We start from the raw sequence: 5,706 nt of genomic DNA on the forward strand, positions 1-5,706 counted from the left end.
GGCTCTTTGGTTTGTGTTATGCAATGGACGGGGGTTATAAGGGATGGAACCCTTATATAGAAAGGCATTTAGCGATTTTTGTCAATTGTTTTTTATCTAGAGCGAACTAATCAATTAAGTCTCTTGCCAGATAAGGATTTAGTCGATTTATGCCCCCCTATCGAACCATACCAAGTAACGAAGAACCTAATATATTTAAATTAGGCAGAGCCTAAATATTTGGTTACAAGGTAGAACCTTGTAACCAGCGAACCAGCGAACTGAGCGTTCGACAAAAGCTCACGCCGAAGTCTCACGCCGAAGTCTCACGCCGAAGTCTCACGCCGAGGTCCGAACGGCAAAAGGCAACAGTAAAGGGATTGGGGAAGGTTCGGCTAATCTAAGAATAAGCGGTTTAAATGCGTCTTAGCTTATCAAGCCAAGAGTCAGTAATTTGAGGTGTAGTAAATAACAATAATCAATCGACCTCTAAAGGTCTAGGTATAATAATTGAGATGAAACCACCTAGATAAGGAATAAAAACATGGCTAAAATTGCCTCGATTACTGCCAGAGAAATTCTTGACTCCCGCGGTAATCCCACAGTGGAAGTGGATGTAATCTTAGATGATGGTAGCAAAGGCAGAGCCGCCGTGCCTTCGGGGGCATCTACGGGGATCAATGAAGCTTGGGAGTTGCGAGATGGTGATGATAAACGCTACGGTGGCAAAGGAGTGTTAAAAGCAGTAGCCCACGTCAAGGGAGCGATCGCCAATGCCCTGCAAGGAGCCGAAGCCAGCCAACAAACAGCGATCGATCAAACCATGTTAGAACTCGATGGTACAGCCAATAAGAAAAATTTGGGAGCCAATGCTATTTTGGGAGTGTCTATGGCAGTGGCTCGGGCAGCGGCTGCTTCTGAAAATATGCCTCTATATCGTTATTTGGGCGGTGAGGAAGCGAATCTCTTGCCAACTCCCTGTTTTAATATCCTTAACGGCGGTGTTCATGCCGATAACACCGTTGATTTTCAGGAGTATAAATTAGTTCCCGTCGGTGCGCCCAGTTTTACGGAAGCTTTACGCATGGGAGCGGAAGTCTACCACGTTCTCAAATCGATTTTAAAACAAAAAGGTTACTATACTGGTGTCGGTGATGAGGGCGGTTTTGCCCCTAGTTTAAAGGCTAACGTGGAGGCGGTAGAGTTAATTTTGGCTGGAATTGAAAAAGCCGGTTACAAACCGGGAGAAGATTTTGCCATCGCTCTGGATCCTGCCACTAGCGAACTTTGGCGTGATGGCGGTTACTACGAATTTTTCAAATCCGATCAAAGTCGGAAATCTTCCGAGGAAATGATCGATATGTGGGAAAGTTGGCTGAATCAATACCCAATCGTTTCCCTCGAAGATGGTTTAGGTGAAAAAGATTGGCAGGGTTGGCAAGAATTGACCAAACGATTAGGCGATCGCATTCAACTGGTAGGAGACGATATTTTCTGTACCAATCCGAAAATTATTCAGGAAGCGATTGATCGAGGTGTTGCCAATGCCTCTTTAATTAAAGTCAATCAAATCGGCAGCGTCACGGAAACCCTAGAAGCGATTAAAATCGCTCGTTCTGGCGGTTATACTGTCTATATTAGCCATCGTTCTGGGGAAACTCCCGATGATTTTATCGCAGATCTCTCCGTTGCAACCTCGGCAGCTCAATTAAAAACTGGCGCTCCCTGTCGTGGTGAACGTCTGGCCAAATATAATCAGTTACTCCGCATCGAGGCAGAATTAGGTGCAGCCGCTCGTTATGCTGGTTGGCAGAATTTCCGCCAATAATCAGGGTTGAAGGGATAGTGAAGGGCAACAAAAGCCGCTTTCTCGATCCCTCCTTGATAGCAAATCGGTTATTTGGGTTGACTTTTTAGCCTCTCAGGGTAAGTCAAAAAATTTTACCCAACCTCTACACCCCATCCCCTCTCTACTTTTCAGGCTCTCTGTCCCCCCGTGAGGGCAAATGCAAAGCGGGATCCTGCGCTGTCCAACCGACGGGAGTATCTAAGCGCACCTCAAAATGAAGATGGGGGGGAATAATATCCGGTTGTCCGGTGGTGCCAACCGCGCCGATAACGTCTCCTGCTCGTACCCGTTGGTCAATTCTCACTGTAACCCGGCTTAAATGGGCATAACGGGTCTGCCGGCGACCTAAATGATTAATTACTACCAAATTACCATAGGCCCCTTCCTGACCCACATAAATCACTAGACCGTCCTCGGCGGACAGAACAGGCGTACCAATTGGGGCGAGAAGATCAATACCACTATGAAAGAGATTTTTCTGTTCCGTGGGGCTTTTTTGCCAACCGTAGGCTAATCCGACAGTGCTGGCAAAGGGTAAGGGATAAGAACTTAATCCAGTATAGTCCGATCGCTTGCCGGCGGCGGACCAATTGGTGCCGGGGATAAAAACTATTGTCGGCCGGCGACCACAACCGTTAAGCTCAAAGAGTATATCCGCACGAATACCATAGGCCGCTTCTAAATCGCGCCAAGTGGAACCCTTGGGTGCTTCGATGCGAATGCCGTTCATCGGGGGAATAAAGATTTCTTTCCCGACGGGGGCCAAACCATTTTTGAGAATAGTCGGATTGAGTTTAATTATCGTTGCCGGGATAAGAGCGTATTTTTCGGCGATGGAGGCGATCGTTTCTCCCGCTTGGATTTTATGGCGTTGTAACCTTGATAAAATCGGCAGGGGACAAACAGGATCAGACCCTTGGGCAAAAATTAATTTTTGATTTAAGCCCAAAAAACCTAGACAAAAAAACAAAATTGTGCTAGTCAAACTTAGCCAACTTTTCTCACTTCTGATTCTCCGACCCATGACCATAAAAAAGCGATCTCTATAATTACAAAACCCGGAGAATACTAGGAATACTGTCAATAGCTTCTAAAGACTCTATGGCTGCTAAAGCGTTGCGGAAATTGCCCTCGCGTACATCGTGGGTGACAACGACAATTTCGGCTAAATCACCCCTAATCCCAATTTGTACCACGGATTCTAGACTAACTCCATGGTTGCCGAAAGCCATACCTAAATGACCGATTACCCCCGGCACATCGCGACAGAGAAAACGAGCATAAAAACGGGTCGATAACGACTCCATCGGGGCGATTTGACAATAATGCTGGTGAATACAGCTTAAAAGCGGGTCAAGTTCCTTGGTTTTGCCACTACTTTTTAAAATTCCGACGATATTCATCACATCCGATACTACCGCGCTGGCCGTCGGTCCGCTACCGGCACCCGGTCCGTAAAACATCACTTGTCCCAAGGGTTCCCCCTCGACCAGAATAGCGTTATAGACTCCGTTAGCATTAGCGAGGGGATGGGTTTTCGGTACTAGGGTTGGATGAACCCGCAACTCTAGGGTATCGGAATCCACCTTAACCGTATCTTTCGCGATCGCTAATAATTTAATCACAAATCCCAGTCTATCAGCGTAGGCGATATCGACGGCGCTAACTTGCCGGATACCTTCACAGTAAACATCTTCCCGTTTTACCCGACCTCCAAAACCCAGAGAGGCTAAAATAGCAATTTTATCGGCTGCGTCGAATCCATCCACGTCCGCAGTGGGATCCGCTTCCGCATAGCCTAATTCCTGAGCTTTGGCCAGAACTTCGCTAAAATCTGCCCCTTTTTGGCTCATTTCGGTGAGAATATAGTTAGTTGTGCCGTTGACAATTCCCATGATGCTGCTGATGCGATTAGCTCCGAGGGATTGTTTTAAGGGTTTAATGACGGGAATGCCACCACCCACGGCCGCTTCTAGGAGGACATAAACCCCCTTTTCGTTAGCCTTGGCGTAGATTTCATCACCAAAACGGGCGATAACCGCCTTATTTGCCGTAACAACGTGCTTTCCCGATGCGATTGCTTGGAGAATTAAAGAGCGTGCCGGTTCCAAACCCCCCAATAATTCGACAATAATATCAATTTCGGGGTCAGTAACGATCGATTCTAGGTCATTGGTCAACAGCTGGGGAGAAAGCTCAATTTCTCTGGGTTTATCTAGGGATCTAACTCCCACTCGTCCAATGGTAATCTCTTTGAGTACGGGATGACGACCAAAAGGATCGAGGAGGATTTTCGCTGTTCCCGTCCCCACAACCCCGAAACCGAGTAAACCAATCTTAAAGGTCACGCTTTTATCTCCTGCTAGTCCGACGCAAAAAATACTAATGGCCAAGCCGTCGCCATTGTCGATTTTATCATTACAGGGTCTTTGTCTGTGGGGTTTTCTTTTGCTGGCGTTCAGGGACTGATGATGATAAATATTCAGTATTTTTGTATTTAAATCAAGCAAATCTCGATCAAGTTTAAACGCTTATCCTGTAATTGTTATTGATTTTATTGACCGATATAGATATTCGGCAATGTCAGTAAAATTTTTGATCATAACTCTAATTTATGATTACAATAATTCCCTATCTAGTTGATATTTTTGAACAAATCAATCGCTGACAGGGGGACAAGCAAACTGAAAAGCTTATGTAGCATGGAATACAGATACAGACTCCCAAAAAAGATCAGTCATATTTACCATATATGACCTAAATAACGAAAATGATAAGTGAACTATACCAGAAAGTCTTAGAGAATGAACTGGGGCGAGCCAGATATCTACTGTTGTTAATGATAGTTGGAACCTGGCAAATACTAAAGCAAGCCAAGTTAGAGATATTAGCAGAATCACTACCAATACCAATCCTGTTTGAGAGTCGGAGAAAAAAACTCAAAAGATTTTTAAAGCTGGAAATCCTGAACATTGAAAAAATCTGGGTTCCCTGCCTAAAAGAGATGTTAAAACAGCAGGAGAGGTTCACAATAAAAGGATTAGTATATATTGCCATAGACCGGACGAGTTGGGGAGCAATTAATATCTTGATGGTGAGTCTAATTTATGACAAGAGAGCCATACCAATCTATTGGGAGATATTGGAAAAAAAGGAAGTAGTAATCTCAAAGAACAGCAGCGAGTATTGGGGAAAATATTGACGGTGCTATCAGGTCATAAAATAGTGGTGTTAGGAGATAGAGAATTTTGCTCGGTCAGTCTTGGAAAGTGTCTTCAGAAGCCGAGTTTATACTTTTGTTTAAGACAAAAAAAAGTACAGAAGACAAAAGAAGGAATTTATCAAGAAATGAGAGAGTTAGGTTTAAGTCCAGGAACTCAACTATTTTTGAAGGATGTCAATCTGACAAAAGAGCAGGGATTTGGACAGTTTAACTTAGCTAGTAAGTGGAAAAAACCTCTGGGGGTTTTCAAACAAAAGAACCTTGGTATATTCTGACAAATTTTTTGGATTTAGAGACGGCAATAATTGCCGATCAAAAAAGATTTGATATTGAGGAGATGTTTCGAGATTTTAAGTCGGGAGGCTATAGCTTAGAAGGTTCTCAATTAGCACCGAAATACTTATCAAAGCTGATAATTGTTATAGCTATCGCCTATACAAGTGCCACACTACAAGGTAAAAAAATTAAGGATATGGGAATCCAAAAATATGTCACAAGACCTGAAAAAAGATAAAAAGGTCAACGCAGACACAGCAGTTTTTATGTGGGTCAACATCTCTATCATTGGCTCCAGCTACATCAAATGTTCCCAAAAAATATAGAAGAGCTAATGCAAATTAGCCGCTATCGGTTGAAGGATTACATCAAAGGACAA

The 5,706-nt window shown here is 44.0% G+C and carries 5 protein-coding genes; 3 read left to right on the top strand and 2 right to left on the bottom strand.

Features of this window, described 5'->3' with window-relative positions:
- Nucleotides 1-508: 508 nt before the first annotated feature.
- On the top strand, nt 509-1,807 hold the full coding sequence (gene eno / locus IM515_RS21240; RefSeq protein ID WP_425589512.1) for a phosphopyruvate hydratase: 1,299 nt from the start codon (nt 509-511) through the stop codon (nt 1,805-1,807).
- Nucleotides 1,808-1,949: 142 nt separating this feature from the next.
- On the opposite strand, the gene IM515_RS21245 is transcribed toward eno, so the two are convergent.
- Both IM515_RS21245 and IM515_RS21250 read right to left on the bottom strand, forming a co-directional pair.
- The gene (locus IM515_RS21245; protein ID WP_287629884.1) at nt 1,950-2,858 is read right to left on the bottom strand and encodes a LysM peptidoglycan-binding domain-containing M23 family metallopeptidase; all 909 of its coding nucleotides are present in this window, start codon (nt 2,856-2,858) and stop codon (nt 1,950-1,952) included.
- A 19-nt stretch (nt 2,859-2,877) separates the two neighbouring features.
- On the bottom strand, nt 2,878-4,176 hold the full coding sequence (locus tag IM515_RS21250; RefSeq protein WP_287629887.1) for a homoserine dehydrogenase: 1,299 nt from the start codon (nt 4,174-4,176) through the stop codon (nt 2,878-2,880).
- 422 nt (nt 4,177-4,598) lie between these two features.
- Between IM515_RS21250 and IM515_RS21255 the strand changes: the two genes are divergently transcribed.
- Nucleotides 4,599-5,030, top strand: coding sequence for a hypothetical protein (locus tag IM515_RS21255; RefSeq protein WP_287629885.1), 432 nt, complete (start codon nt 4,599-4,601; stop codon nt 5,028-5,030).
- A 244-nt stretch (nt 5,031-5,274) separates the two neighbouring features.
- Nucleotides 5,275-5,565, top strand: a complete 291-nt coding sequence (locus tag IM515_RS21260; RefSeq protein WP_287629886.1) for a hypothetical protein — start codon at nt 5,275-5,277, stop codon at nt 5,563-5,565.
- Nucleotides 5,566-5,706 lie beyond the last annotated feature (141 nt).

The organism is Microcystis sp. M44BS1, assembly GCF_020244875.1.
Lineage (GTDB): Bacteria > Cyanobacteriota > Cyanobacteriia > Cyanobacteriales > Microcystaceae > Microcystis > Microcystis panniformis.